Raw genomic sequence first — 2,567 nt, 5'->3', positions numbered from 1 at the left:
CGATAGTGACGCCAGACAGGTCGCGGGCGGGTCCACTCCGCCCATACGCCGCCGCCAGGATCCGGTTCATCCGCTCGGCAGGGTCCTGCCCCATGACGGCCGCACCGCGGGCGTAGTCGCGCAGCCCCTGGACCGCCACGTCCGCCGGCTCGGCACCGGAGTAGGCAGACATCGTGCCTTGCACGAGCACCTTGCTCGGGTCGGCGGCGTCGCGCACGACGTACTGGTACTCCGTCGACGGTGCCGTCGGGAACGGCGGCTCGTCCTTACCGGCGGCGTCGAGCTGGGTCTGTGCGTCCGTCGCCTGCTTCGGCGTCGCGAGAAGCGCGGCGAGCTCGCTGTTGGCGGCCGGCTGGTCGGGCATCTGGACGCCGTACCGCTGCTGAATCTGCCGCCGCATGTGATCCAGCGTGGTCCGCGCATACGGGTCATCGGTCGCCGCCCACCCGGCGGTGACCTGCCACACGTGAGCAACCTCTTCCGGCTGCGCGCGACGCCACCATGCGGCGTCCCACGGCTGCCGCATGATGGGCATCGCGCCGTCGCGCTCCGCCTTCAGCCGCGCCGCGAAATCGGCGCGCGCCGCGTCAGACTTCGCCTGTGCTTCGCGGGCAAGCTCCATCCGCCGCCGGGCGACCACCTCGGCAACCTCCGTGGCCACCGCGATGGCCGCGCGGATTCTCTCACCGAACGCCGCCAAAACCTCTTCTACGGGCTGCTCACTCATAATGCTGTGCTCCCCTCCCTGTGTGCCGTGATCCTAGATTTCGCGATCGTCGCGGTCACGGTCCGGCCGGTTCCCCGGCTGCTGCTCGACACGCCCCTCGGCCTGTCCGATCGTCGGCTGGTCCGCGCTCACCGACTGCGGAAGGCCTCCACCGATCAGAGACCGGTGAAGAGCCGCCAGCTCACCCTGGGCCAGCACCGCAAGGCGCGCGGACTGGGTGGCCTCGCCCCGGGCAGCATGGACGTCGTGCAGGATGCCGACGATGCGAAACATGCTGCGGATCAGCATCGCCTCACCCTCCCGACTCCGGCCCATCGACCGCGCCTGAATGGCGATCATCTGCACGCCCCGCAGCGGGCTCGCCACGCCACTGCGGCGTGCTCGCGGCTGCCCGTGCCGACTCTGCGCCGACCGTGACAGCGCCTCGGCCGCACGGGCGAGCGGCCCCGGATACCGGCCCTCCAGCCGGGCGGAGAGTGCCGCGTAGATGCCGGCCGCTTCGCGCGCAACACCGGCCCATGTCTCCCAGTCCTCGACGTCCACCTCGGCCAGCCGCGCGAGCACACCGTTGATCTGTTCCTCAGCCTCGGTCCACGCCTCCGCGCGCAGCACGCGGGCCTCCCTGCCAGTGCGTGCCGGGCCCTCGCCGATCCACTCTTCGACCGCTTCGCGGCGCGTGTCCACGTCCTGCTTCCAGTGCGCACGCAGCCGGGCGAGCGTCAGATCCGGAGCGAGCTTCCCGCCGCCGAACCACACCGGCTTGCCACCTTCCACCGGGCGCAGGGCAACGGAGTAGCCGACCACCTCGGTGCGCCCTCCTTCGCCGTACCGCGGCCGCGCAAGCACACCCGTGCCCCGCAGTCGGCGAACGAATTCGGCTTCGCTCGCGGACGCGACGGCGGCGGCCCGTACGGCGCGCGTCAAACGCAACCGGGCCGGCTCCGGCTGACCCGTCCGTGCGGCGATCTCCTTCTCCGCCCGCGTGACACCGGGCAGGCCGGCACCCGAGCGTCCCTCGATCACGGCCAGTCCGTACCGGCGCTCCATCTCGGCGGCGAACGTCTGGAGCTTGCGGCGGTCGTTCCAGATTGATGCCTTCGTACCGTCCTCGCGAATCAGGTTCACCGCGATGTGGATGTGGTCGTTGCCGTCGATCGACAGGCCGTGTCGGACTGCGAACCAGCGGCACGCGGCCTTCCCGGACGACTCGGTGAAGCCCATCTTGTCCATCGCGCTACGCGCGATCTCGGCCCACTCCTCGTCGGCCAGCAGCCGGTCCTTCTTGCCGTCGTTCGACAACACCAAGTGCCAGACGTGTCCGCCGGGGAACTCGGTCCCGAAGAGCTTGTGCGGTGCGTTGAGGTCGTGCCCGAGATCGATGATGTCGCGCTTGTCGGTGTACCGGTGTCCGTCCGGCACTCCGAGGGTCACGTCCGCCGCCACGATGTGCGGGTCGACGTGTTCATTGTGCTTGCCGGGGCCGAACAGATACAGCGCGAGCCCGACCGGGTCGCTGCCGCGCACCCGGCGCCCGTCCGACTGCTTCTTGTCGATGACCTTGGCGATCATTCGTACTCGCCGCCGTCCGCTGCTTCGGCCTCGGCGGTGGACCGGTCCGGCGGCGGAGTCATCGTGGCGAGCAGGTCGTCCAGGCGGTTCAGCACACGGGTGGATGCCACGAGCGCGGGGCCGGTCGCGGCCTCCAGTTCCCCTGTCGCGTTTCCGATCTTCGTGAGCTGGTTGACGTTGCTGAAGTACCCCGCGACCTGCCGGCGTATCGCCTTCAGCTCGCGGTAGAGCGCGTGCCGCTCGCTGACCGTCGCGGGGTCGCCGTGCAGCG

The 2,567-nt window shown here is 70.4% G+C and carries 3 protein-coding genes; all 3 read right to left on the bottom strand.

All coding sequences use genetic code 11. The features are described 5' to 3' along the window. Positions 1 to 727, bottom strand: a 727-nt coding sequence (locus tag AB0K09_RS32240; RefSeq protein ID WP_366068945.1) for a hypothetical protein, incomplete at its 3' end; no start/stop codon positions are given. A 33-nt stretch (positions 728 to 760) separates the two neighbouring features. Next, positions 761 to 2,296: a relaxase/mobilization nuclease domain-containing protein gene (locus AB0K09_RS32235; protein ID WP_366068944.1), complete on the bottom strand. Its 1,536-nt coding sequence runs from the start codon at positions 2,294 to 2,296 to the stop codon at positions 761 to 763. Next, positions 2,293 to 2,567, bottom strand: a 275-nt coding sequence (locus AB0K09_RS32230) for a hypothetical protein (protein ID WP_366068943.1), incomplete at its 5' end; no start/stop codon positions are given. The genes AB0K09_RS32230 and AB0K09_RS32235, both read right to left, overlap by 4 nt.

The organism is Streptomyces sp. NPDC049577 (genome assembly GCF_040675635.1).
Taxonomy (GTDB): Bacteria; Actinomycetota; Actinomycetes; order Streptomycetales; family Streptomycetaceae; genus Streptomyces.
The sequence above is the reverse complement of the archived record's forward strand: the minus strand, read 5'-3'. Positions and strand labels throughout refer to the sequence as shown.

Bases quoted from the DNA above. Each gene is read 5' to 3' on its own strand.
- AB0K09_RS32235 (WP_366068944.1), bottom strand. From the start codon at position 2,296: ATGATCGCCAAGGTCATCGACAAGAAGCAGTCGGACGGGCGCCGGGTG.